General features: G+C 31.7%; 26 protein-coding genes, 1 pseudogene and 1 other annotated feature. Of the genes and pseudogenes, 26 read left to right on the top strand and 1 reads right to left on the bottom strand.

Translation table 11 applies throughout. The features are described 5' to 3' along the window. The first annotated feature begins 5 nt into the window (after positions 1-5). From xseB to dapA, 9 genes and pseudogenes are all read left to right on the top strand, one after another. Positions 6-269, top strand: coding sequence for an exodeoxyribonuclease VII small subunit (gene xseB / locus HMPREF9083_RS00940; RefSeq protein ID WP_007555502.1), 264 nt, complete (start codon positions 6-8; stop codon positions 267-269). Then, a complete protein-coding gene (locus HMPREF9083_RS00935; protein WP_007555501.1) occupies positions 226-1,080 on the top strand; it encodes a polyprenyl synthetase family protein in 855 nt (284 codons plus the stop codon). The genes xseB and HMPREF9083_RS00935 overlap by 44 nt, the downstream gene beginning before the upstream one ends. Positions 1,081-1,097: 17 nt before the next feature. Next, complete coding sequence (locus HMPREF9083_RS00930; protein ID WP_035062533.1) at positions 1,098-1,928, top strand: TlyA family RNA methyltransferase; 831 nt, start codon at positions 1,098-1,100, stop codon at positions 1,926-1,928. Continuing rightward, a complete protein-coding gene (locus HMPREF9083_RS00925) occupies positions 1,925-2,785 on the top strand; it encodes an NAD(+)/NADH kinase (RefSeq protein ID WP_007555499.1) in 861 nt (286 codons plus the stop codon). Before HMPREF9083_RS00930 ends, HMPREF9083_RS00925 begins: the two co-directional genes overlap by 4 nt. 108 nt (positions 2,786-2,893) lie before the next feature. Beyond that, a complete protein-coding gene (gene argR, locus HMPREF9083_RS00920) occupies positions 2,894-3,349 on the top strand; it encodes an arginine repressor (protein ID WP_007554435.1) in 456 nt (151 codons plus the stop codon). A gap of 10 nt (positions 3,350-3,359) precedes the next feature. Beyond that, entirely contained in the window at positions 3,360-5,036 is a 1,677-nt protein-coding gene (gene recN, locus HMPREF9083_RS00915; RefSeq protein ID WP_007555497.1) for a DNA repair protein RecN, read from the top strand. Between the two features lies 1 nt (position 5,037). Then, entirely contained in the window at positions 5,038-5,823 is a 786-nt protein-coding gene (gene dapB, locus HMPREF9083_RS00910; protein WP_035062531.1) for a 4-hydroxy-tetrahydrodipicolinate reductase, read from the top strand. An 11-nt stretch (positions 5,824-5,834) separates the two neighbouring features. Continuing rightward, positions 5,835-6,870 (top strand): annotated as a pseudogene (locus HMPREF9083_RS00905) (aspartate-semialdehyde dehydrogenase). Between the two features lie 18 nt (positions 6,871-6,888). After that, on the top strand, positions 6,889-7,773 hold the full coding sequence (gene dapA / locus HMPREF9083_RS00900) for a 4-hydroxy-tetrahydrodipicolinate synthase (protein ID WP_007555492.1): 885 nt from the start codon (positions 6,889-6,891) through the stop codon (positions 7,771-7,773). Between the two features lie 67 nt (positions 7,774-7,840). Here the strand turns inward: dapA and fba are convergent, their stop codons facing one another. After that, on the bottom strand, positions 7,841-8,773 hold the full coding sequence (gene fba / locus HMPREF9083_RS00895) for a class II fructose-1,6-bisphosphate aldolase (RefSeq protein WP_035062528.1): 933 nt from the start codon (positions 8,771-8,773) through the stop codon (positions 7,841-7,843). A 216-nt stretch (positions 8,774-8,989) separates the two neighbouring features. Here fba and HMPREF9083_RS00890 point away from each other — a divergent pair, with 216 nt between their 5' ends. The 17 genes from HMPREF9083_RS00890 (at position 8,990) to serS (ending at position 25,483) form a co-directional block, all read left to right on the top strand. After that, a complete protein-coding gene (locus HMPREF9083_RS00890) occupies positions 8,990-9,484 on the top strand; it encodes a YajQ family cyclic di-GMP-binding protein (protein ID WP_007554273.1) in 495 nt (164 codons plus the stop codon). A gap of 282 nt (positions 9,485-9,766) precedes the next feature. Further along, the gene (locus HMPREF9083_RS00885) at positions 9,767-10,804 is read left to right on the top strand and encodes a rod shape-determining protein (RefSeq protein WP_007554335.1); all 1,038 of its coding nucleotides are present in this window, start codon (positions 9,767-9,769) and stop codon (positions 10,802-10,804) included. A 3-nt stretch (positions 10,805-10,807) separates the two neighbouring features. Continuing rightward, positions 10,808-11,716, top strand: coding sequence for a rod shape-determining protein MreC (gene mreC / locus HMPREF9083_RS00880; protein WP_007554441.1), 909 nt, complete (start codon positions 10,808-10,810; stop codon positions 11,714-11,716). Position 11,717: 1 nt separating this feature from the next. Next, positions 11,718-12,206, top strand: coding sequence for a rod shape-determining protein MreD (mreD, locus tag HMPREF9083_RS00875; protein ID WP_007555489.1), 489 nt, complete (start codon positions 11,718-11,720; stop codon positions 12,204-12,206). After that, complete coding sequence (gene mrdA, locus HMPREF9083_RS00870; protein ID WP_007555488.1) at positions 12,203-14,068, top strand: penicillin-binding protein 2; 1,866 nt, start codon at positions 12,203-12,205, stop codon at positions 14,066-14,068. The genes mreD and mrdA overlap by 4 nt, the downstream gene beginning before the upstream one ends. Before the next feature lie 2 nt (positions 14,069-14,070). Next, positions 14,071-14,937, top strand: a complete 867-nt coding sequence (locus HMPREF9083_RS00865) for an AAA family ATPase (protein ID WP_007555487.1) — start codon at positions 14,071-14,073, stop codon at positions 14,935-14,937. Positions 14,938-14,940: 3 nt separating this feature from the next. Then, positions 14,941-16,056, top strand: a complete 1,116-nt coding sequence (rodA, locus tag HMPREF9083_RS00860; protein ID WP_007554305.1) for a rod shape-determining protein RodA — start codon at positions 14,941-14,943, stop codon at positions 16,054-16,056. A gap of 28 nt (positions 16,057-16,084) precedes the next feature. After that, complete coding sequence (locus tag HMPREF9083_RS00855) at positions 16,085-17,500, top strand: Rne/Rng family ribonuclease (RefSeq protein ID WP_007555485.1); 1,416 nt, start codon at positions 16,085-16,087, stop codon at positions 17,498-17,500. Between the two features lie 13 nt (positions 17,501-17,513). After that, positions 17,514-17,837, top strand: coding sequence for a thioredoxin family protein (locus HMPREF9083_RS00850; protein WP_007554275.1), 324 nt, complete (start codon positions 17,514-17,516; stop codon positions 17,835-17,837). A 102-nt stretch (positions 17,838-17,939) separates the two neighbouring features. After that, positions 17,940-18,191: a type B 50S ribosomal protein L31 gene (locus HMPREF9083_RS00845; protein WP_035062775.1), complete on the top strand. Its 252-nt coding sequence runs from the start codon at positions 17,940-17,942 to the stop codon at positions 18,189-18,191. A gap of 99 nt (positions 18,192-18,290) precedes the next feature. Continuing rightward, positions 18,291-19,370, top strand: coding sequence for a peptide chain release factor 1 (prfA, locus tag HMPREF9083_RS00840; protein ID WP_007555482.1), 1,080 nt, complete (start codon positions 18,291-18,293; stop codon positions 19,368-19,370). Next, positions 19,363-20,229 carry a peptide chain release factor N(5)-glutamine methyltransferase gene (gene prmC, locus HMPREF9083_RS00835; RefSeq protein ID WP_007555481.1) on the top strand — a complete coding sequence of 289 codons (867 nt, stop codon included), beginning with the start codon at positions 19,363-19,365 and terminating at the stop codon, positions 20,227-20,229. Before prfA ends, prmC begins: the two co-directional genes overlap by 8 nt. Positions 20,230-20,399: 170 nt before the next feature. Then, on the top strand, positions 20,400-21,437 hold the full coding sequence (locus HMPREF9083_RS00830) for an L-threonylcarbamoyladenylate synthase (protein ID WP_007555480.1): 1,038 nt from the start codon (positions 20,400-20,402) through the stop codon (positions 21,435-21,437). 60 nt (positions 21,438-21,497) lie between these two features. Next, on the top strand, positions 21,498-21,950 hold the full coding sequence (gene rpiB / locus HMPREF9083_RS00825) for a ribose 5-phosphate isomerase B (RefSeq protein WP_007555479.1): 453 nt from the start codon (positions 21,498-21,500) through the stop codon (positions 21,948-21,950). Further along, positions 21,943-22,488 (top strand): TIGR01440 family protein, encoded by a 546-nt coding sequence (locus HMPREF9083_RS00820; protein WP_007554279.1) that lies wholly within the window; start codon positions 21,943-21,945, stop codon positions 22,486-22,488. Before rpiB ends, HMPREF9083_RS00820 begins: the two co-directional genes overlap by 8 nt. Positions 22,489-22,629: 141 nt before the next feature. Further along, positions 22,630-23,871: a serine hydroxymethyltransferase gene (locus HMPREF9083_RS00815; protein WP_007555478.1), complete on the top strand. Its 1,242-nt coding sequence runs from the start codon at positions 22,630-22,632 to the stop codon at positions 23,869-23,871. A 75-nt stretch (positions 23,872-23,946) separates the two neighbouring features. Continuing rightward, positions 23,947-24,143 (top strand) — a binding site (T-box leader). 35 nt (positions 24,144-24,178) lie between these two features. Next, on the top strand, positions 24,179-25,483 hold the full coding sequence (gene serS, locus HMPREF9083_RS00810) for a serine--tRNA ligase (protein WP_007555477.1): 1,305 nt from the start codon (positions 24,179-24,181) through the stop codon (positions 25,481-25,483). Positions 25,484-25,489 lie beyond the last annotated feature (6 nt).

Raw genomic sequence — 25,489 nt, 5'->3', positions numbered from 1 at the left:
ATTCGATGTCACAAAAATCCAATTCTTTTGAAAATGAAATAAAAAAGCTGGAGAATTCAGTTAATAATATAGAAAACAAAAATTTATCAATAGAAGAAATGTTGGTGGAGTTTAAATCCGGAACAATTGCAGCTAAAAAATGCTTGGAAATATTAAATGATGCTGAAAGTCAGATAAAACTTATATCTGAAGAAATTGATAATATTTTGGAAGAAAGTGTAAACGATGATAGAAAATATTTTGAAAGAAAAAAGGAATCTGATCAATAAACATTTGGCAGGTTTGTTAAAAACACAGAGACCTGAGCATAAAATATTATTTGATTCCATGAATTACAGTTTATTATCTAATGGTAAACGTATACGCGGATGTTTATTTTTGTTTATTTTAGAAATGTTTAAGGTTGATTATTTACAATATTTAGATATAGCTGCATCTGTTGAATGTGTGCATACATATTCTCTGATTCATGATGACTTGCCTTGCATGGATAATGATGATTATCGTAGAGGAATTCTTACAAATCATAAAAAATACGGTGAAGGAGTAGCTTTACAAGCAGGAGATGCATTATTGACATTTGCATTTCAATTAATTTCACAAGCAAAATTTTCTGCAGAGGACAGATGCAAATTAATTGAAATTCTTTCTATAGCTGCAGGTGCGGAAGGTATGGTAGCCGGGCAAGTACACGATATACAAATTGAAAATAAATCAATAGAATTGGATGAATTGAAATTATTGGATAAATTTAAAACCGGACGTATGATAAAAACACCCGTAGATATGGCTATTCAGTTAACACATATGTCTATATCCGATGCGGATCAATTAAGAAAATTTGCAAAACATTTGGGGCTTTTATTTCAAATTACCGATGATATACTTGATTATAAAGAAGATAACAATGAAATAAAAAACACTCATAAAAACACATATGTAAGTTTATTAGGACTTGAAAAAGCGAAATTGTCTGCAGAAGAAACGGCATATAAAGCAATTGAAGCATTGGAACTTATGCAAGTAGACAGCTATATATTGACGGAATTGGTGTTATATATACTTAACAGAAGAACATAGAAAGAGGAAAATTTTGTCTGAAAAAAAGTAAAAATAAAGTAAAAAAAGAAAGACTTGATGTTCTTTTAGTAGAACGGGGATTTTTTAACAGCAGAGAAAATGCAAAAAGACACATTATGGCGGGTATAATATTAGTTGACAATATGCCTGTGGATAAACCCGGAACAAAAGTATATATAGACTCCGAGCTTCGTATAAAAGGGAAAATCATGCCTTATGTAGGTCGAGGTGGATATAAACTTGAAAAAGCATTGGAATCATTTGATATAGATTTAAATAATTCAGTAATGATGGATATAGGTGCGTCTACGGGAGGATTTACGGATTGTGCACTTCAAAAAGGAGCAAGAAAAGTTTTTGCTGTAGATGTAGGAACAAATCAATTAGATTGGAAATTACGCAGTGATTGTCGTGTAGTAAATATGGAAAAGACAAATATAAAAGAAGTTACACTTGAGCGTATAGGTGAGAAAGTCGATTTTATTTCTACAGATATATCATTTATTTCAGTATTGAAGATTATACCGGCTGTAAATTTAATCTTAAAAGATGACGGAAATCTTGTTATTTTAATAAAGCCTCAATTTGAAGCGGGAAAAGAGAAAGTTCAAAAAGGTGGAATTGTTAAAGATTCACAAGTTCATCGTGATGTTATATTGAAGGTATTGGAAAAATTTGAAGAATCCGGTTTATATACATGGGGATTGACATATTCGCCTATTAAAGGTGGAAGTGGAAATATTGAATTTTTAGCTTGGTTGCGGAAAAATCAGTGTAGCGATATCAATAATAAATCTGTTGAAAATGTAGTACTTTCAGCGCATAAAGAATTGGAAGTGAACATATGAATGTAGGAATTTTTCCTAACATGAGTAAATCAAATTTATATAAATTTTGGAATGAATTTATTGAATATTTGAAGTTGAAAAACATTCAATATTATATTCCGAAAAGTTGTTTTGAAGAATTTAAAAAAAATAATATTGAAATTGATGAAAATCATTTCAAGTCCACAGAATGGATAGGAAAAAATTCAAGGTATATATTTTCAATAGGTGGAGACGGTTCTTTTTTGAATGCCTCAAAAAAAATGGCGGATTATTCCGTTTCAATTGCCGGTATACATTTAGGTGATTTGGGATTTCTTAATTCTATAGCAGTAAATGACTTTAAAAACAGAATCAACCAATTAATAGATGGTGATTATATAGAAGAGAAGCGTGCATTTTTAGAAGCGAAAATAATTTATTCCGATGGTAATTTAAAAATACTTCATCCTGCACTTAACGATGTAGTAATAGGTAGGGGAAGAATTGGAACAATGGTAAGAATGAATTTGTTTGTAAATCAAATTTTTGCAAAACAATATCCTGCAGACGGAATGGTTTTTTCAACTGCAACCGGTTCTACCGGATATTCATTATCTTGTGGAGGACCTATATTGTTTCCTTGTTCGGAACAGTTTTTGGTAGTACCGGTTTGTGCGCATGTATCTAAAAAATTTCCTATAGTTTTGAATCCTGATGATATAGTGACAATAACAATACCGGAAAGGCAAAAATCAATAGAAGTATCTATTGACGGAGAAATGTCCGAATCGTTATCATATGGAGACAGATTGGAAATATCTATTATTAAGAAGAATATCAATTTTATACGATTTAAAAATCAAAATTTTTTAGAAATGCTTAATGAAAAATTATAATGAAATTCATTCAATTATATTGAATATTTTTCCATTTTTATATATATATTTAGTTATAGTTATTTAATATGATACAGTAGTGTGTGCGATATGGAAGGAGTAAATCATATGAAGCGATACAGAAGTATGAAAATTAAAGAAATAATACAATCTCAAGTAATTGAAACACAGGAAGAACTCGCAGAAGCTTTACAAAAAGAGGGTATCGCTGTAACACAAGCAACGGTATCCAGAGATATTAAAGATTTGATGCTCGTTAAAATTCCTTATAAAGATGGAAAATATCGTTATGCATTATCTACAGATAATCAGCCGGTTATGTCGAAAACACATAAATCTATTTTGTTTCAAGAAGCAATTACTAAAATTGACAGTACGATGAATTTTGTTGTAATTCATACATTACCTGGTTCTGCAAATTCTGTCGCATATATAATTGATCAAGGACACGAAAAAGAAGTATTGGGAACTATAGCAGGTGACGATACAATTTTAGTTATTTTGAGAAGTCCTGAAGATATTGAAGTTTTTATGAAGAGAATTCAACAATTATTGGAAAGTTAAGAGGTAAAAAATGCTTCGAAGTCTTCATATTTCAAATTTTGCAATTATTAAAGATATTGAAATGGAACTTGGTGATGGTGTTACTGTATTTACAGGTGAAACTGGTTCAGGAAAATCTATTTTGGTAGATGCACTTTCACTTTTAGCGGGTAAGCGTGGCAGCATAGATTTAATTCGGAGTGGAGAAGATTTTTTTTGCGTTGAAGGAATTTTTTCAATAAATAAGTCAATTGTTTCCCTTCTTTCGGAATTTGAAGTGAATGATGACAATGAAGACATTATTATATCAAGAAAAATGAACAAATCCGGTAAAAGTACTTGTACTGTTAATGGATTTTTTTGTTCGGTAAAAAAACTTGAAGAAATAGGTAAAAAACTTTTTCGATTTCATGAGCAATTTGATAATACCGATTTATTGAATTCTGATTTTTGTAAAAGAATTATAGATAATTTCAGTGTAGAGATAAAAGTTGCATGGAATGAATATAGCAAGATTTATTCGGATTGGAAAACCACAAAAAGTAAAATTGAAAAACTTAATAAAGAAGAACAGGAATATCAGCGTAAGCTGGATGTTTTATTGTGGGAAACGCAACAAATAGAAGATGCTAGAATTTGTTTGGAAGAAGATAGTAAAATTGCACAAAAATTATCTGTTTTGCAAAATTATGAACGTATACAAGACGGTTTGCAAACAGTATCCAATATCCTTTCTGAAGAAAACGGCATACAAGATAAACTGTCAGTTGCTGAAAAGGAAATAGCTCGTATAAGTAAGTATGATAAAGATTTAGATTCAACAGCGTCAGAGCTGGAATCAATAAAATTTTCGATTGAAGAAATTATAAATAATATAGGAAATCATTTAAGCTTGCTTGATTTTTCCGAAAATGAATTGGATGAATTAAATCAAAGAGATGAAGTACTTAAAAATCTTATGCGTAAATTCGGACCTTCACTGGAAGATGTACTTAATTATTATGAAAAAGCACTTAAAGAAATAGATGAAATTCAAAAAATGTTTTTTGATAAAGAAAGTTTGTTGGAATTATTAAAAAAACAGAATGATGTTTTATCTGAAAAGTCAAAAATTTTATATAAATTAAGAGAAAAAGAAGGAAAGAAATTTTGCGATTTGTTGGTAAATTCTCTTAAAGATATGTCAATTAAAGCTGCTTCTATGGAACTTAGAATGATTCTCTCTCAAGAACCTACAGCTATCGGAGTAGACTCTATGGAGTTTTATTTTTCAGCAAATGAAGGTGAACCGTTGAAGCCGATGAAGGATATTGCATCCGGAGGAGAATTATCAAGAATTTCGCTTGCAATTGAAATAATTACATCAAACTTATGGGGTAAAAATACTATGATTTTTGATGAAATTGATACAGGAATAAGCGGGAAAGTTGCTGTTGAAGTTGCAAGTAAATTGAAAATGTTATCTAAAAACACTCAAGTTTTATGCATCACACACTTACCGCAAACTGCAAGTATAGCAGATGCACATTACAGAATTGAAAAATTTGTAGAGAATGGACGAACATTAAGTGTTTTGAAAAAATTGAGTCATGAAGAGCATTTACAAGACATAGCTTTTATGATTTCCGGCAGTGATTCAAGTAAAAGTGCATTGGATTCTGCTAAAGAAATTGAGAAAGTAATAAAGAACAGTGAAAGAAGGGTTTAGTATGATTCGAATTTTAGTTAACGGTGCAAGTGGGCGCATGGGAAGTGAAGTAGTGCGTGCATTGGTAAATGAAAAAGATTTATCATTAGTTGCTGCTGTTGATCCCAAGCAAGCAGGAAAAGATGCAGGTGAAGTTGCAGGTATAGCTGCAAACGGTATTAAAATAGTTGCCACTTTGGAAGAAGGATTTTTGTCAAAACCTGACGTAGTAGTGGATTTTACGACACCGAAAGTAATATTTGAAAATGCAAAAAAAGTATTAAATGCAAAAATTCATATAGTTATAGGTACTACAGGATTAACTGAAGAGCAGCGTAAAGCGTTATCGGAAATTTCAGAAAAAACAGGAGCTAATGCACTTATTGCTCCGAATTTTTCATTGGGTGCGGTACTTTTAATGAAAGCATCGGCTGAAATTTCAAAATATTTACCAAATGCTGAAATTATTGAATTACATCACAATAACAAATTGGATGCGCCATCAGGTACAGCAAAATTGACAGCTGAAAAAATGGCACAAGTAAGAACTTTGGATATGCTTGAAGATAAAACATCTGAAAGTTTGGAAGGGGCTCGCGGAGGAAAATATAAAGGAATTCATATTCATAGCGTAAGACTTCCGGGATTTGTAGCACATCAAGAAGTAATTTTCGGTGGATTTGGAGAAGTATTAACGATAAGACATGATTCTATGAATCGAACATCATTTATGCCGGGAGTTATGATTGCTTGCAGGAAAGTGGCTTCAGTTCATGGAGTTACATATGGCTTGGAAAAATATTTATGAAGAGGTAAATTATGGATAAAAAACCGAATATTGCTGTTTTAGGTGCAAGTGGAGCAGTTGGGAAAGAGTTCATTAAGTTGATAAAAGACAGAAATTTTCCATTTAATAAAATAAAATTATTGGCTTCGGAAAAATCTGCCGGAACAAAAATGCTTGTTTGTGGAAAAGTTCTTACTGTAGAAGAAGCTAAACCGGAATCGTTTGATAATATAGATATTGCTTTTTTTTGCAGGTGGATCTATAAGTAAAACATTGGCACCTGAAGCGGTAAAACGTGGTGCAATTGTTATTGATAATTCCAGTGCATTTCGTATGGAATCTGATGTTCCGTTAGTTATTCCGGAAATAAATGCAGATGACATTAAAATGCATAAGGGAATTATTGCAAATCCGAATTGCTCTACGATTATTATGTTGGTGGCTTTAAATCCTATTCATAAATTATCACCTATAAAACGAATAATAGTGAGTACATATCAAGCTGTGTCTGGTGCAGGTAAAGATGCAGTCGAAGAATTGATATTGGAAACAAAAGAATATTTTAAAGGCGAAGAATATCAAGCTAAAATTTTACCGTATGCATCTGCTGAAAAGCATTATACGATTGCATTCAATCTGATTCCGCACATCGATAAATTTATGGACAATGCGTATACAAAAGAAGAAATGAAAATGGTTAATGAAACTCATAAAATTCTTCATGACGATTCGATTGCTATTACGGCGACAACAGTTAGAGTACCTGTATTTAGAAGTCATTCAGAATCAATATATATTGAAACTCAAGATATAGTAGATATAGAAAAAATAAAAGAAATGATGGATGACTCTCCAGGTGTTGAATTGAGAGATGATATATCGGAAATGATTTATCCGATGCCGATTGAAGCAACAAATTTCTACGATGTATCTGTAGGAAGAATACGTAAAGATTTATATAATGAAAGAGGCATAAATCTTTGGATTTCAGGAGATCAATTGTTGAAAGGTGCAGCATTGAATGCATTGCAAATAGCAGAATATATAATTGAAAACAATTTAATTTAAAACGGGGAGTGTGAAAATATGAATAATTTCGGACGTGTAATAACGGCTATGATAACACCTTTTGATCAAGAAGGAAATGTAAATTATGGAGGAGTGGCAGAGTTATCCAAATACTTGGTTGATCACGGTTCGGAAGGTATTTTAGCAGGTGGAACAACAGGTGAAGGTGCTACGCTTTCTGAAGAAGAAAAGATTAAATTATATAAAACTGTAATTGAATCTGTGGGAGATAAAGCATATGTAATAGGTAATGCAGGCGGTATTGATACTGAAAGCATAATAAGATTTATAAAAAAAATAGAAAATATAGGACTTGATGCATTGCTTGTTATTGTTCCTTTTTATGTAAAACCTACTCAAGAAGGTATGTACAGACATTTTAAAAAGATTGCAGATTCAACAAAACTTCCTATAATTTTATATAATGTTCCAGGAAGAACAGGTGCGAATATATTACCTGAAACTGTAAAGAGACTTACGGATGTATGTGAAAATATAGTAGGAATAAAAGATGCTGTAGGTAATTGGGAACAAACAACCAAAGAGAGAATTCTTTTACCGGAGAATTTTTTGATTTACAGCGGAGATGATTCGTTCACATTACCTCTTATTTCAATTGGCGGTGCAGGAGTTATAAGCGTAGCAAGTCATATAATCGGAGATGAAATGCTTGAACTTGTGAAAGCTGCTGAGTCAGGTAACTTAAAAGAAGCTGCAAAAATACATTTAAAATATTACAGAATGATGAAAGAACTTTTCTTTATAACAAATCCTATTCCTGTGAAAACCGCAATAAATTTGATGGGACTTCCGGGAGGAACGTTTAGACTTCCTATGGTAGAGGCATCTGAAAAGGAAGAAAATTTCGTAAAAGATTTGTTGAAATTTTATGGTAAGATATAGTGTTTTAAAATAAAAAGAGTATCAGTTTGTAACTGATACTCTTTTTATTAGTTTAAGAGGTAAAAATTTATATAGAATTTGAAGAACCGACAACTTTTTCGATTTTATGCATAACCATTTCTTTTACTGCATTTCTTCCTTCTTTTAAATATTTACGCGGGTCAAAATTTTCTGGATGTTCAATAAGTGCTTGGCGAACTGCTGCAGTCATGGCTAAACGTATATCGGTGTCGATATTTATTTTACAAACTGCCATTGTAGCAGCTTTTCTTAGCATTTCTTCAGGAACACCTTTTGCACCGTTTACTTTTCCGCCATATTCATTACACTTCTTTACATAATGTTGAATGACTGTAGAAGCACCATGAAGCACAATCGGATAATCCGGCAACAACTTACCTATTTTTTCAAGTCTTTCATAATCAAGATAAGGTTCCCCACTGTATTTATATGCACCGTGGCTTGTTCCTATAGCTATTGCAAGTGAATCACATCCGGTTCTTTCTACGAATTCAACTGCTTGGTCAGGATCTGTAAAAATGGCATCTTTCGCATCTACACTTACCAAATCTTCGACACCTGCAAGTCTTCCTAATTCAGCTTCAACAACAACACCATGAGCGTGTGCGTATTCTACAACCTGCTTTGTAATTTTTATATTTTTTTCAAAATCATGTCTTGAACCGTCATACATTACAGAAGTAAATCCTCCATCAATGCATTCTTTACAAACTTCAAAGCAAGAACCATGATCCAAATGAATTGCAACCGGTATTTCAGGATATTGAGCGGAAGCTGTTTTTATAAGACTTACAATGTAATCTTGTCCGGCATATTGTCTAGCACCTTCAGATGCTTGTAAAATTACTGCAGATTTCTTCTCATGTGCAGCTTCCATTATTCCTTGTACAATTTCCATATTATTTACGTTAAATGCTCCTATAGCATACTTTCCAATATATGCTTTTTTGAGCATTTCTTTTGTTCCTACTATTGGCATTATAAACATCCTTTCGTTGTTCACAATTAAAATATAACGTGAATGATAGAAATAATATTAATCACTTTCATTATACTCGAGTAATATTTCTTTTTCCATAATCTAAAGTATATAAATAAAATTTGTATAATTTGCATATTAAGCAAAATTAAATTATATGTGGTAAAATTTAATTTAAGAAATGCGATTTAATTAATTTAATTAAGGAGATTTTATATGGCTAAGGATTATTCATTTGATGTTGTTTGCAGAACTGATTTACAAGAAGTTAATAATGCTGTTAATCAGGCTTCAAAAGAAATTGCAACAAGATATGATTTTAAAGGAAGTAAAAGTAAAATAAGTTTAACCGAAGAAAATGAGATTGTTTTAATCGGGGATGATGATTTTAAATTGAAGTTGGTCCGTGAAATTTTAAACGGTAAATTGGTAAAACGTGGAATATCTTTAAAAAATATTATAGAGCATAAAAAAGAAGCAGCTGCAGGTGGAACCGTAAGGCAAGTTTTGGAACTTAAAAATGGAATTTCCTCTGAAACAGCAAAAAAAATAGTGAAACTTGTAAAGAGTTCAAAAATAAAAGTTCAAGCTAAAATAAATTCCGATGAAGTAAGAATAAGCGGAAGAGATAAAGATAATTTGCAAGAATGTATTTCATTTTTGAAGGAGCAAGATCTTGATATTGATTTACAGTTTGTAAATTATAGATAATAAATATAAATTTTAAGTCGACTACTGAAAAATAAATTTAGCAGTCGACTTTTTTAATGCAATTTATTATGATGTTTATCAATAAGTAAGTTATAATAAAATTGTTTGTGATTTAAAAATTTGTAAGATATTAATTATTTTTGAAATTGTAAATTTAGCGATTATAAAATTTATTATATAAAGGTTTATTAATGCCATTTTAAGCCTGTTTTACGTCTATTGTTTTACAAGTTTATGAATATATATGATACAATATTGTTGTATGTCAGGAAGGATATTTAAATGAAATCTTTTTATGGAACAACAAAAAAATTAGGAATTGATATGGGTTCATCTCAAATACGTATATTTTCAGAAAACAAACTTATTTTATCTGAATCTTCTGCGGTAGCAATTGATTATATTGATAAGTCTGTTGTAGCTTTCGGAATTAATGCGATTGTAAGATATAACCAGGAGCCGGAAAAAATACAATTGATTTGGCCTATAAAATGTGGCGTTATGACTGATTATAATTTAGTAAAGTCAATGATGAATTACTTCATATCAAAGGCATTGAAAAAGTCTGCAAGTAAACCTATAGTCATGCTTTCTATTCCTTGTGATATGAGTGCTGTGGTAAGACATGCTCTTGTAGACGCTACTATTCATGCAGGTGTTCAAAAAGTATTTTTAATTTCATCTTCTGCGGCCGCAGCTATAGGTTCCGGTTCTATTTTGTATCTTCCGGAAACTATATGTTCTGTGGTTATTGGAAGTGAAGTTACCGAATGCGGAATTTTTGCAAGCGGTGGTTTGTTGCAATCGAATAATATAGAGTTCGGCGGGAAATTAATTGATAAAGGTTTACGTTCTTTTTTAAGAGAAGAGTATAATATTCATATAAGCTTAAATCAAGCGGAAATTTTAAAAAAGAATATTGGAGAATCTATTGCTGAAACAGGAGTTAAAAATTCACTTACTGTAAGAGGCAGACGTGTAAAAGACGGAGTAGAGGTTATTTGTGAGTTGAATTACAATGAAATTTACGGTCTTATGCATCATTTATTTGAGCCTGCAGTAAATTTAGTAAAAAAAATGTTTTATGAGATAACACCTGAAATGGCAGAAGATTTGATGATAAATGGAATACTGTTATCAGGGGGTACCGCATTGTTTCCGGATATAGCAGATTTTTTCGCTTCTGAATTGGGAGTTCCGGTATATGTTTCAGAAAATCCGGATATTTCAGTAGTTAAAGGTTGTTATTTGGCATTAACTGAGTTTAGTAAAAAATTATTGATAATTGAAAACGGCGAAAAATATTATGGAGGAGCATAAAAATTGTTCTTTTTTGATAAACGTAAAATAGTTTCTGTGATTGTCGTTTTATTGGTTTTAGGCTTTTGCGGATGGGGATGGAGACATCGTGAATCGGTCCCGTTTATTTCTAAATCTTTAGCATTTACGACAGCTCCGTTTGAGCATGGTATAAGTAGAGTTTCTTTTCTTGGTAAGACAGGAATTTCAATATTGGATCAAATAATAGACAATTGGAATGAACTTGAAGAGTTGAAACGTGAAAATGGAAGTCTAAAGGCTGAACAATCCGTTTATAAAGAAATTTTGGCTGAAAATATGCGTTATAAAACTCTCTTGGGATTTAAAGAACGCAGTAAAGAATATAAATTAATGGGTGCTACGACAATTATGAGAGATTATGGTGTATGGTCAAATACATTGGTAATCGATCATGGAGAAGATGCAGGTCTGAAAAAATATATGCCTGTAATTGTACCGGAAGGTATTGTAGGTTATATTACGGAAGTATATCCTACATCTGCAAGAGTCAAACTTTTGATTGATCCGGGATGTAAAATCGGTGTTTTGGTTCAAAGGCTTGATTCGCGAGTTGAGGCAATAGCTTCAGGTAACAGCACTAATCCCGGTAATTTGATTATTTCAGGCTTGGCGCGTGAGGCGGATGTTGTAAAGGGAGACCAAATTATAGCTTCCGGATATGGCGGTGTATATCCTAAAGGTGCGTTGGTAGGTGTTGTTGAAAATGTAATTGTAGACGAGGCCGGTTCAACACAATCTATAGAAATTAAACCTGCAGTAAATTTTGGACGTTTGGAAGAAGTGTTCGTTATTATGAATCCTATCGCAAGAACGGTATTACAAAAAGAAAATTCAGAAGAATTATTAAAAGAACCGCCTATGGATCCCAATATGAATAGAGTTGGAGAATAATATGAATTATTGGAAACTTTTCAGTATTTCTGTAGTTTTGTTTTTTTTGCAAGGTTCTTTTTTACCGTTACTTTTATTCGGTAAATGGCAGCCGGATATATTTTTGACGGTATTGATTATCTTTTCTTTAATTCTTGAGAAGAAAGAGATTTTTGTTTTTGCTGTTGTATTTGGATTAATTCAAGATTTGATAATAGGTAATTTTTTTGGACTACATATATTTCCATATGTAATTATTTCATGGTTTATAGTGCAATTTATAAAAGAAAAATATAATAAACATTGGTATGTTTCTTTTATTTCAGTTTTGATAGGAAGTTTTGTTTATTTTTTTATGTCAAGTTTTATTGTTTGGCAAAGCGGATATAATTATTTAACTGATTATTATTTAGTATTGGGTGTGCCGTTTGTTTTATGTAATGGATTGATTGCTCTTTTTTTACATAAATTATTATGGAAATTTAAACAAGAGAGGGAGATTCGTTGGTGAATCGTAAACATGTACCTTTAATTTTGGAAAGTCTTTTAAAAAAAAGAGAAGAATCACGTTATTCCAATTTAATTTATACTGCAGTGATTTTAATTTGCATATTGGGATTGCGTTTATTTTTTATGCAAGTTATTGATGCATCTTATTACAAGAGTGAAGCGGATGGAAACAGAATAAGACATTTACCGGTTCAGGCGGCAAGAGGCGTTATTTATGATAGAAACGGTATAGTTTTGGCAGGTTCCAAATCGTCTTACAGTATAACCATACCCGTAGATAGACAAGGTATTCAAATAAAAGATGAAGAATTGAAAAAAATATCTGACTTAGTACATGTTTCAGTCGATGATTTAAAGAAAAGAATTGAAGATTATAAGTCCAATTTCGGTGCAATCTATCTTGTAAATAATGTAGGTGTAGATGTTGCCACACAAATTGAAGAAAGAAAAGATGAATTCCCAGGAATAGAAATTGAAATTGCACCTATAAGAATATATCCTTTTAAGTCTGCCGGTGCTCAAATATTAGGTTATGTCGGTGAGGCCGGTAATGAAGATCGTGATAAGAACGGTAATCCGTATAAATCTTCAGCTATTATAGGAAGAGCAGGTTTGGAACAAAAATATAATCAATATTTGGAAGGCAAAAACGGAGTAAAAAAAGTAGAAGTAGATGCAGCCGGACATCCTGTTCGTTACATAACAGGTGAAGAGGTTGTTTCCGGACAAAATATAAGATTGACTATAGACGCGAAACTCCAAAAAGCTGCCGAAGATGCAGTTGAAGCACAAGTTAAAGAATTGAACGGAATGGGCGTTTCCCCTACAGGTGCATCAGTTATAGCTGTAGATCCTAATACAGGTGCAGTATTGGCTATGGTAAGTTGGCCTACGTATGATCCCAATATGTTCAGTAGAGGTATTAAGTCATCTGAATGGAATGACATTATTAATAATAAAAATCATCCTCTTCAAGATAGAGCTGTTTCATCAATGTATGCTCCTGGTTCTATTTTCAAAGTAATTACTGCTGCAACTGCGTTGGAATCTAAGGTTATGATGCCGGATGAAAAAATTTATGATAACGGTAAACATTGGATTATAGATAAAAGAAATGCCGAGGGGGAAGCTTTCGGATGGATTGATTTTTATGATGCTATGGCTAAATCGGATAATGTATATTTTTATGAAATGGGAAGAAGAACCGGTATTGATAGGTTATCTAAAATGGCAGGAGAGTTCGGTCTCGGTAAAAAAACAGGTATTGATTTGGATGGAGAATCGGAAGGCAATGTTGCAAGTGAGGAATATAAACTTAAAGTTTTTCATCAAGATTGGTATTTGGGGGAAACTTTTGATGCATCTATAGGACAAAGTTACACATTGACAACTCCTATTCAAATGGCAATGGTTTATTCTGCCATTGCCAACGGTGGAGTAAGATATAAACCGTATGTTGTAAGTAGAATTGATAATCTTGATGGAACACCGATGAAAATTTTTGCACCGGTAAGTTTAGGCTCAATTCCGGTATCAAAAACAAATTTAGGTTATATAAGTGAAGCTTTACGAAAAGTTATGACTAAAGAAGGTACAGGGGGATTTATTTTTAATAATTATCCGATACCTATTGCCGGGAAATCCGGTACTGCAGAAACTAACGGTGGTGAAAACGGATGGTTTATAGCTTATGCACCTTTTGATAAACCTGAAATTGTTGTTGTTGCATTTTTTGAGCATAGCGGATTTGGATCGCAATCTGCCGCTCCAGTTGTAAAAAAGATGATGGATGCATATTTTCATATTGGTGATTATGCAAAGAATAAGAAAAAAGATTACAAAATTGATACCGGAGGGAATTAATAATGGCAGAAGTTATATCAGTTGTATCCGGTAAAGGTGGAGTAGGAAAAACTTTATTGGCTGCTTCATTAGGTATAAGTTTTGCAAAAAAAGGTAAAAAAACATTACTTATAGACGGAGATATGGGGCTTAGAAGTTTGGATATTGTGTTGGGTTTGGAGAGTGAATCTTTATATCATTTTTGGGATTTGGCACAAGGTAAGTGTTTTGCACAAGAAGCCATACTTAAAGTAAATGAAAATTTAGATTTTTTACCGGGTACGGTAAAAGAGGGATGGAATGAGCTTTTTTCAGGTTCTGTAGATGCTGTAATTGAAGATGTTTCTGCATTATATGACGTTGTAATATTAGATTGTCCTGCGGGAATAGGATTTGAATTAAAAGGAGCAGAAAAATATTCTCATAAAATTTTTGTTGTAATGGCACCCTTGTGGACAAGTAAGCGTTCGGCAGAACGGTTATTACTTGAATTGAAATCCTCTTCATCTGTATTTTTTATATTAAATAGGATGAAAAATATTGATAAAATAGGCATATCGTTTAAAGAATTATATAATTCTATAAATCAAGATTTGTTTTTAGCTGCAATACCATATTCGATTAAAGCTGAAAAGTCTTATCAAAGTGGAAATTTATCGGAATTTGTTGATTTGGGTGCTTTTTCAAATTCTATAAATAAAATCACGGATTATCTTGTTTATGGGAAAACTACAGATTTTGATATATGGGAAAAAATTTTGAATGATGCTGAAAAAGATAATATAAATTATTTAAAAAAAGAAATATTTTTAAAAAGTGAACCTAAAATCTATAATAAATCTAAAATTTATGCAGGAACAAACTATAAATGGCGAAGACGGAGGTGGTAATTAATGTATTTAATACGGTATCTACGTAGAGTTGACAGTACATTGATTTTTACCGTACTTGGACTTGTATTTATAAGCTTACTGATAATAGGAAGTGCAACTCATGCCAATATCGCGGATAAGCCCGGGCAATTTGATTTTGTCATTAAGCAAGGTGTATTTTTGATTGTAGGAATAATATTTTCTATTTTTACTTTGCGTTTTGATTATAAAATTCTTTATAAATGGTCAAATTGGCTATATGTTATAAATTTAATTTTTTTACTGATAGTTAAATTTGCCGGAACAAGTGCATTAGGTGCACAGCGTTGGATTCAAATAGGTCCGATTACTTTGCAGCCGTCAGAATTTGCTAAGTTTTTTATGATAATATCTTTGGCAAAATTATTATCAAAACATCCTGAAGGATTTAAGACGTGGAAAAGCTTGATACCTGTAGTTGCACTTATGTTTGCACCAACTTTATTAATTTTTATTCAACCCGATTTAGGTACAAGTTTAGTTTTTGCCGCTATAACCATGGGAATGCTTTTTATATGCGGTCTTGAAATGAAACTTGTTAAAAGAGCATTGTTAGGATTAATGTTGGTTATGCCGTTTATATGGTTTTTTGTGTTACATTCTTATCAAAAAATGCGTATTATGGTACTTTTTAATCCTAATGTAGATCCTTTCGGATCCGGGTATCATGTAATTCAATCAAAAATATCTATAGGAAGCGGAGGATTTATAGGACAAGGATTATTTGCAGGAACACAAAGTCAATTAAATTTTTTACCTGAAAATCATACAGATTTTATATTTTCAGTAATAGGGGAAGAATTAGGATTTATCGGAGCAATACTTATATTGTTTTTATATTTTGTTTTGCTATATAGAGCAATTTCTATATCTAAAGCATCCGGTGACTCATTTGGAAGTTTAATTGCGTGTGGAATATTTTCTATGTGGTTGTTTCAAGTTTTCATAAATGTAGGAATGACACTCGGAATTATGCCGGTTACAGGAATTCCTCTTCCTTTTATGAGTTATGGAGGAAGCGCATTGGTAATGAATTTACTTTGTGTGGGACTTTTGATGAATATATATTTACGGCGTAAAAAGTTGATGTTTGATTGATTTTATTTAGAAATGAAAGCGATTGTATATGAATAAATATTTATTACTAAGTGTAAGTTCGGAAGAATCTATGCTTGCCGTAGTAGAAGATGAAATTTTAAATGATTTGATTATTGAAGATAATTCATCAGAAGAAGTTGCCGGAGAAATATACGTAGGTATAGTAAAAAATGTAGTAAATTCAATAAACGGAGTGTTTTTGGATATCGGTGGCGGTAAAAATGCTTATTTGCGCTATGATGATATTATAAATCGTGGTACATTACCCACTGAGGGGGAGACTCTTTTAGTTCAAATAAAAAAAGAAAGTACTTATACAAAAGGTCCTCTTGTAACTGAAAAAATTTCTTTCAAAGGGAAATATGCAGTTCTTATAAAAGGTACAAATTATATCGGAGTATCAAAAAAAATTCATGATGAAGATTTAAGAGAAAAATTTAGAAATATTACAAAAACAATACTTCCTGAAGGATATGGTGCGATTATTCGAACTGAATCAATTGAAACAAGTGTAGAATCTTTTCTGAAAGAACTAAAAAAACTTATTTACGAATCTGATGTTGTGCAAAAAAGATTTAAAAGAGAAAAAAATACTGGACTTCTATATAGGAATAGTGATTTATCAATGCGATGTATTAGAGATTATTTAGATAAAGATGTAAAAAAACTTCTTATTGATGATAAATCTACATACAATCGTATGAATAAATTAATATCAGAATATTTTCCCGAATATTCAAAAACTATAACTTTTTATAATGAGAAAAAACCTTTATTTGAAGTATTTAATATTGAAGATGAAATTCAAAAGTTATACAAAAGGAAAATTGAGCTGAAGTCGGGAGGAAGTATTATTTTTGATTATGCTGAGGCTCTTACTGTAATTGATGTAAATTCAGGCTCATTTAATAAAAATATGTCACATGAAGATGTAGCATTTTTTGTAAATAAAGAAGCTGCTTGTGAAATAGCAAGACAACTTCGACTTCGTGGAATCGGCGGAATCATTATGATAGATTTCATAGATATGAAAGATTTAAAGCGAAGAGAGCAGTTGATAGGATATTTAAAAAAAGAATTAAAAAAAGATTTTGTAAAAACGGTTATTTGCGGAATGACATCGTTAGGACTTGTAGAAATGACCAGAGAACGAACAGTACATAGTTTATTATATAAATATTATGATGATTGTTCTGTTTGTGGCGGAGTAGGTAAAGTTTTCACTTTAAAGCGAATTTCAAATAAAATTCACAAAGATTTGGAATTTATGAGAAAAACAGGAAATTCTTCATTTGATTTAACTATTGAGTGTCAGGTTGAAGTTGCAAATTATTTGAGAAAGTACATAGATTTGTGGGAAAAAGAATTCGGTAAAAAAATTTTTATAAAAGAAAATAAAAGTTTACATAGAGATGTTTATAGCATTTTACTTAATAAAGATTAAGAGGGGAGAAGCTATGATAGACATTCATTCAAAAGAAGCTTTGGAGGCATATGTATTTTCAGAAAAAGGATTGACAGTATTGGACATTTGGGCAGCATGGTGTCGTCCTTGCCAAGTTATGGAACCGACATTAAAGAAACTTGAAGAGATGTATAGCGGCAGAATGAAATTTTTTAAATTAAATAGTGAAGAACTTCCAGAATTGGCACAATCGTTTAAAGTGCAAGGATTTCCTACATTTGTTATTTATAGAAACGGTAAAGAGTTGGGAAGAATAATCGGTTATCATGCAAAAGACAGTTTTATAAAAGAAATAGAAAATTTTATGAAAAAATAGAATTTTGATTTGTAAATAATATGTATGTAGTGTCTTGCAATGAATTATTTATTTTGTTATAATCAGTAAGAATTATCTATGTTAAGAAGTGAGGTGCAAGAAGTGAAAAAAGGAATTCATCCGGATTATCATCCAGTCGTTTTCCGCGACACCGGTGCTGATTATTCATTTTTGACTCGTTCTACAGCTACGTCTGCACAGACAGTGAAATGGGAAGATGGTAATGAATACCCTCTGATTAATATTGATATCAGTAGTAAATCTCATCCGTTCTACACAGGACAGCAACGTTTCGGTAAAGCTCGTGGACGTATTGAAAAGTTCAATAAACGTTATGGAAAAACAGCAGAATAAGAAGCAGGGTAAGAGCCCTGTTTTTTATTTTGCTGCTTTTTGTATATTTAGCAGTTTTTTTGGTATACTAAAAAAGAATTATGTTGTATGGGGGAAAGTATGAAAACAGATAAATTACAAGGAATTGAAAATAGATATTTAACACTGGAAGATAAGTTGAGCGATCCGTCTGTAATAGAAAATCAAGAAAAATGGAGAAAATTTTCAAAAGAACATGCAGAATTGGGTGAAATTGTAACTTTATACAGACAATATAAAAAAGTAGTTGAAACCCAAAATGCCGCACTTGAAATTTTAAATGATAAAAATCAAGAAGAACTTTTTGAATTGGCAAAAGAAGATTTAAAAGAGGCTGAAAAAGAAATAGAAAAATTAGAACATCAGCTTCACTTACTTTTAATTCCTAAAGATCCGAACGATAGCAGAAATGTAATTTTGGAAATTCGTGCCGGAACAGGTGGAGATGAAGCTGCATTATTTGTAGCAGATCTTTTAAAAATGTATTTAAAATTTGCAGAACATAGAAAATGGAAATGTTCTATTGTAGACATGAATGAAACGGATCTTGGAGGATATCGTGAAGTTATATGTACTATAGACGGTCATAATGCATATTCTATTTTGAAGTTTGAAAGCGGAGTACATAGAGTGCAGCGTATACCTGAAACGGAAAGTTCAGGCAGAGTACATACTTCAGCAGTAACAGTTGCTGTACTTCCGGAAGCTGAAGATGTAGATATAGAAATATCTAAAGAAGATATACGTGTAGATGTATATAGAGCATCCGGAGCGGGCGGACAGCATATAAATAAAACTTCATCGGCAATTCGTATAACACATTTACCTACAGGAATTGTAGTAACTTGTCAAAATGAAAGAGATCAAAGACAAAATAGAGAAAAAGCGATGCAAATTTTAAAAGCCAGACTTTATGATGAAGCTTTACGTAAAACTAAAAGTGAAACTGCTCAAAACAGAAAAGAACAAGTAGGGTCAGGAGATAGATCTGAACGTATACGTACATACAATTATCCGCAAGGAAGAATTACAGATCATCGTATAGGCGTTTCAGTTTATCAAATGGATAGTTTTATGAACGGATATATGGAACCGATTATAGATCGATTGATAGAGGCAGATTTAAATCTCAAAATTAAAGAAGGGGAAGGTAATGGTTGAAAAAGAAATTTGGACAATAAAAAAATTACTAAATTGGACAACTGAATACTTTAAAAAGCATAAATTGGAAACCCCAAGATTGGATGCGGAACTTCTTTTATCATATGTTTTAAAAAAGACAAGAATATATTTATATACAGATTTTGAACAAATAGTTAATAAAAATGAATTGAAAGAATTTAAAAAACTTATTCAAAATAGAATAAATGGTTTTTCAGTAGCAACACTTATAGGCGAAAAAGATTTTATGGGATTTAAATTTTTTGTTAATGATAAGGTTTTAATTCCAAGACCGGATACGGAAACATGGGTAGAAAAAGTTATACAAATTCATAAAAATGATATAGAACTGTTTGTGGCTGATATAGGATGCGGAAGCGGAGCAATAATATGCAGCTTTTTAAAATATTGTAAAAATGCAAAAGGTGTAGGTATTGATATATCTGATGATGCTATTGAAATCTCCAAAAAAAATATAAAAAATTTATCATTGGAAAATAGAATAGAATTAAGAAAGGGAGATTTTTTTAACGCTTTAAAAAAAGGTGAAAAATTTGACGGTATATTCAGTAATCCTCCATATATACCTACAGATGATATTGAATTTTTACAAAAAGAAGTTAAAAATGAACCGTTGATTGCTTTAGATGGAGGTAAAGACGGGTTAAATTTTTATAGAAAAATAGCGGAAAATGCAGAAAAATTTTTAAATTCAGGCGGATTTTTAGCTGTTGAAGTAGGAATTCATCAAAGCTTGATTGTAAAAGAAATGTTTGAATCAACAGGATATTTTACCGATTTTGAAATAATTAAAGATTATGGAAATATAGAAAGAGCCGTTTATTGTATACGAAAATAAAATTGATGAAACCTCGGCAGATTCTTTTTTTATAAAGAATCTGTTTTTATTTGTTTAAATATTGTTGACTTAAACACATATTTGAGTGAAGATATAAAGTGAATATACAATATATAAGAGTGAATTTATTAAAAGCAAAATAAGAGTGAAATTTTGCGGAAAGAAAATTAATGAAAACAAAAAAAATAAATGTAAATAAAAAATATTATTCCGATTTGGTTAATAAATTAGGATACATAATAAGAAAAGGCGGACTTGTAGCATTTCCAACAGAAACAGTGTATGGACTTGGAGGAAACGCTTTAAGTTCAAAAGCGGCAAAAAAAATTTATAAAGCTAAAGGTCGTCCATCAGATAACCCTTTAATTGTTCATGTTGCAGATAAATCTCAAGTGAAAAATTTTGTAAAAAATATAAATGATTTGGAACATAAATTAATGGATTTATATTGGCCGGGACCTTTAACGATAGTATTTGAAAAAAAAGATATTATACCTTATGAAACATCAGGTGGACTTGATACAGTAGCTATAAGATGTCCAGATAACAATGCAACAAGAGCATTAATTCGTGCAGCGAAAGTTCCGTTGGCAGGTCCAAGTGCAAATATATCGACTAGACCGAGTCCTACATATGCAAAAAGCGTTTTGAACGATTTAGACGGTAGAATAAATGCGGTAATAGATAACGGTGACAGTAAGATAGGTTTGGAATCTACTATTGTTGCGGTAAATGAAGGAAAAATAATAATTTATCGTCCCGGTGCAATTACTCAAGAAATGTTATCGGAATTAGCACCAACTTCTTTAGATACGGCATTAAAAAAGAGTAATGAAAAACCGAAAGCTCCCGGAATGAAATATAGACATTATGCACCGTCGGCTCCATTGGAAATTTATGTAGGAAATGAGAATAAAGTTGAAGAATCTATACTTGAAGTTTCAAATGAAAATGATAAAATATATGGATTTTTTGTAAGTAAAGAAACAGCAGAAAAGTTACCGAAAAACAGTATAGTATTTTGCTGGGGTAAACGTTCCGATAAAAAAAGCATGGCAAGAAATTTGTTTAAAGGACTGTTGTTTTTCAATTCCAAAAAAATTGATCAAATCATTGGAGAAGGTACAGATAATAAAGGAATTGGTATGGCAATTATGAACAGATTGAAAAAAGCTTCAGGTCAGCATATTGTTTTTGTAGAGAAATAGAAGTATTATATAGTCAGAAACATTAATTTTTTATAAAAATATAAAGAGGTGAATGCATTTATGAAAATTGCCATAGCCGGAGATCATGGGGGATTTTTATTAAAGAATGAATTAATCAAGCATTTACAAGAATTAAAAATACCCTATATTGATTGCGGAACTGATTCTCAAGAATCTTGTGATTATCCTGATTATGCAGAGAAAGCATGTAAACTTGTATTATCAGGAAAAGTTACTTACGCCGTATTGATTTGCGGTACAGGAATAGGAATGTCAATTACAGCAAATAAAATTAATGGAATCAGAGCTGCATTGTGCAGTGATGAATTTTCAGCGCATTTTACGAGAGCACATAATGATGCAAATGTATTGGCATTAGGAGCAAGAGTAATAGGTCCCGGATTGGCAGTAAGTATTTTAGACGCATTTATAAATTCAAAGTTTGAAGGTGGTCGACATGAAAGGCGTCTTGAAAAAATCAGACAAATAGAAAGGAGCCATAATCATGTATGAGGAATTAAAAAAACAAAGTTTAGCTGCTTTTGAAGAACTTTGTCAAGTATCAAATTTTAAAAAAGGTAATTTGATAGTTATAGGTGGTTCATCCAGCGAAATACGAGGAGGAAGAATCGGTAAAGACAGTTCTTTTGAAATAGGCACTGCAGTTGTATCAACTTTGATGAAAGCGGCTGAAGAAAAAGGTTTATTGCTTGCTTTTCAGTGTTGTGAACACTTAAATCGCTCATTAATTGTAGAAAGAAAAACAGCTGAAAAATATAATTTGGAAGAAGTTTCAGTGGTTCCGTGGCTTCATGCCGGTGGAGCATTTTCTACAAATGCATATGAAATGTTTGAAGATCCTGTTGCAGTTATGAGTGTTAAAGCTCATGGAGGATTGGACATAGGATTGACAATGATAGGAATGCATTTAAAACGTGTTGCAGTTCCGATAAGATTGAAAAATAATAAAATCGGTGAAGCATTGGTTTGCGGTGCAAGAACAAGACCTATGCTTGTGGGCGGAGAACGTGCAAGATATACCAAACAATAACTGATTTAAAATAAAATGATCTCGAGTAAAATTTTCGAGGTCATTTTATTTTTGAGTAAGTTTTTAATTTAATGATATGATATACTGTTACTATATTATTTACTATAAATTATAATTTATTAAGAAAGGATACTTTTATATATGGAAAATTTAAAAAAATTAGATCCTGAAATTTTTTTCAGTATAAAAGAAGAATTAACACGTCAACGTGATAAATTGGAAATGATTGCTTCTGAAAATTTTGTAAGTGAAGCTGTTTTGGAGGCACAAGGAAGTATTCTTACTAATAAATATGCTGAAGGATATCCGGGAAAACGTTATTATGGCGGATGTGAATATGTAGATAAAGTAGAACAACTTGCAATTAATAGAGTAAAAACAATATTTAATGCAGAACATGCAAACGTTCAACCGCATTCAGGGTCACAAGCAAATTTTGCTGTTTATTATGCTATGCTTAATCCCGGCGATACGATTATGGGAATGAATTTAAATGACGGTGGACATTTAACTCATGGTAGTCCTGTTAATATTTCCGGAAAATATTTTAATGTTATTCCATATGGAGTACGTAAAGATGACGAATTAATTGATTATGATGCTTTGGAAAAAACGGCTAAAGCTGTAAATCCTAAACTTATCATAGGTGGAACAAGTGCATATTCAAGAATAATAGATTTTGAAAGAATTTCATATATTGCAAAATCTGTAAATGCTTTATTTATGGTGGATATGGCACATTTCGCAGGTTTGGTTGCAGGAGATGAATATCCTAATCCTATGAAATGGGCTGATATTGTAACGACTACAACTCATAAAACTCTTAGAGGGCCTCGAGGTGGAGTGATATTGTGTAAGGGAAAATATGCAAAACTTATAGATAAAGCTGTATTTCCGGGGATGCAAGGCGGACCGTTGATGCATGTTATAGCAGCTAAGGCGGTAGCATTCGGTGAAGCAATGCAAGATGATTTTAAAATTTATGCAAAAAAAGTAAAATTAAATGAAAAAGCTTTATCCGACACATTACAAAAAAATGGAATAAGAGTAGTTTCCGGCGGAACGGACACACATGTTCTCTTGGCAGATTTGACATCGCTTGGTATTACTGGTAAAGAAGCACAAAATATTTTAGATGAAATTGGAATTACTTGCAATAAAAATACAATTCCTTTTGAAACTTTAAGTTCTTTTGTTACAAGTGGAATACGATTAGGTTCCGCAGCACTTACTACAAGGGGTTTAAATGAAAAAGATTTTATTGAAATTGCAGATATTATATCTGTATCTTTAAAAAATTCTGAAAAGGAAGAAAAACAATCTGAATGTAAAAAACGTGTAAAAAAATTGTGTGAGAAATATCCTATGTATGAAAAATTATAAAATAAAGGTAAATGAATTATTTTATTCATTTACCTTTATTTCTTTACAAAAATTGATATATAGTCTATAATTACCTTGAAAGCGATGAATGAGAATATCTTTTTGAAAGTTTCAAGAGAGCAAATGTTTGGTGAGAATTTGTATCCGTAAAAAAGAGATCCGCTCAGGAGCAGTCGGTGAAGAATCGAACGAGTGATTTCGTTATAAAATCAATGAGGGAAATTTATTAAATTTCTGAATATGGGTGGCACCGCGATAACTTCGTCCCAATGAGGCGAGGTTTTTTTGTTTGCAAAAGGAGATTAAAATGCTTGATTTGAAATTTATAAGAGAAAATTTTGACCTTGTAAAGGAAAATTTGATAAATCGAAATAATAATTTTGATTTAAATAAAGTTTTGGAACTTGACCGAAAGAGACGTGAATTATTGCAAGAAACCGAAAAATTAAAAAGTAGAAGAAATATAGAAAGTAAAAATATTGCAATAGCTAAGAAGAAAGGTGAAGATGCATCTGCAGCTATTGCAGAAATGCGTAAAGTAGGTAATCAAATTTCTGAAATAGATATAGATTTAAATAAAATCGAAAAAGAATTACATAACCTATTACTTCATATTCCTAATATTGTAGATGAATCGGTACCGGTAGGTAAAGATGATAGTGAAAATCCTGAAATAAGACGTTGGGGTGTTCCGCGCAAATTTGATTTTCCTATAAAAGCACACTATGAATTGGGTGAATCACTTAAGATGCTGGATTTTGAACGTGCAGGGAAAGTTTCAGGAGCAAGATTTACTTTTTATATAGATGCAATAGCTAAATTAGAACGAGCAGTTTATAATTTCATGTTAGATCTTCATACTGTAGAAGGTACATTTACAGAAGTTATTCCTCCATATATTATTAATGAATCTTCAATGCAAGGTACAGGACAACTTCCGAAATTTGCGGAAGATATGTATAAAGTTGAAGGGGAAACAATGTATATGACACCTACAGCAGAAGTGCCTTTAACTAACTATTTTGCAGGTGAAATTTTAGATGCAAGTATACTTCCTGTGCATTTTACTGCACTTACACCGTGTTTTAGAAAAGAAGCAGGATCTGCCGGAAAAGATACACGTGGATTAATTCGTCAACATCAATTCCAAAAAGTTGAAATGGTTAAATATTGTAAACCTGAAGACAGCAAAGATGAATTGGAGTCTTTAACAAATGAAGCTGAAAAAGTTTTACAAGAATTAAATTTACCATATAGAGTAGTATGTTTATGTACCGGGGATATAGGATTTTCAGCATCAAAAACTTATGACGTTGAAGTTTGGATGCCGGCACAAAATAAATATAGAGAAATATCGTCTTGCTCAAATTGTTTGGATTTCCAAGCCAGACGTGCCAATATTCGTTTCCGCAGATGTAAAGGAGCCAAGCCGGAGTTTGTACATACGTTAAACGGATCCGGACTTGCTGTAGGAAGAACTGTTGCTGCAATAATGGAAAATTATCAAAATGAAGACGGTTCAATTACCGTTCCGGAAAAACTTCGTCCTTATATGAAAAATATTAAAGTAATCAGTGCATTAAAGGGTTACAAAAGTTCAAACATTAAATAAATAATC

Source organism: Dialister micraerophilus DSM 19965, from assembly GCF_000194985.1.
GTDB classification, from domain to species: Bacteria; Bacillota; Negativicutes; order Veillonellales; family Dialisteraceae; genus Dialister; species Dialister micraerophilus.
The sequence above is the reverse complement of the archived record's forward strand: the minus strand, read 5'-3'. Positions and strand labels throughout refer to the sequence as shown.